This window comes from Halobellus sp. Atlit-38R (genome assembly GCF_003665925.1).
GTDB lineage: Archaea > Halobacteriota > Halobacteria > Halobacteriales > Haloferacaceae > Haloquadratum > Haloquadratum inordinatus.
In genome coordinates, this window is sequence record NZ_QXIJ01000106.1 from 1 (window position 1) to 643 (window position 643).

The window sequence follows — 643 nt, forward strand, 5'->3', positions numbered from 1 at the left end:
ACCGATGGCGGACCGCGGCGGCGGCCACCGAACCGCGTGTTTCTACCACGACGACGTGTCCGACGAGATTCCGATTCCCGCGATGGAAGCGGCCGAAGAGGGCGGTGAGGCCGAATGAGCGTCGATAACTCCATCCTCTCGGTGGACGACGTATCGGTCCACTTCACGGACAGCAGCGGCTTCCTCGGCCTGTTCGGCGAGCGACAGACGGTCCGCGCCGTCGACGGCATCTCGCTCGACATCGGGGAAAACGACGTGGTCACGCTCATCGGCGAGTCCGGCTGCGGTACGTCGACGCTCGGAAAGGCCATCATCGGCGCGCAGGAGCCGACCCACGGCTCGATTACCTACCGCGGACAGGATATCTGGGAGGCGAAAAACAGCCGCGACCCGGACATCCCGTTCTCGGAGATTCGGCGGTCGCTCCAGATTATCCACCAGGACCCCGGCAGCGCGCTGAATCCGAACCAGCGCATCCTCACCTCGCTGATGCTCCCCCTGAAAAAGTGGAACCCGAGTCTCGGCGAGGAGGAGCGCCGAAAGCGCATCTACGCGCTCTTCGAACGCGTCGGGCTCACGCCCGCCGAGGACTTCGTCGAGCGGTTCCCCCACCAGCTCTCGGGCGGCGAGAAACAGCGCGTCG

At 65.6% G+C, this 643-nt stretch carries 1 protein-coding gene and 1 pseudogene; both read left to right on the plus strand.

The annotated features are described in order from the left end of the window. Window positions 1–118 (plus strand): annotated as a pseudogene (locus tag D3D02_RS21565) (ABC transporter ATP-binding protein); the annotation flags it as partial. Further along, window positions 115–643, plus strand: a 529-nt coding sequence (locus tag D3D02_RS18350; protein ID WP_121571329.1) for an ATP-binding cassette domain-containing protein, incomplete at its 3' end; no start/stop codon positions are given. The pseudogene D3D02_RS21565 and the gene D3D02_RS18350, both read left to right, overlap by 4 nt.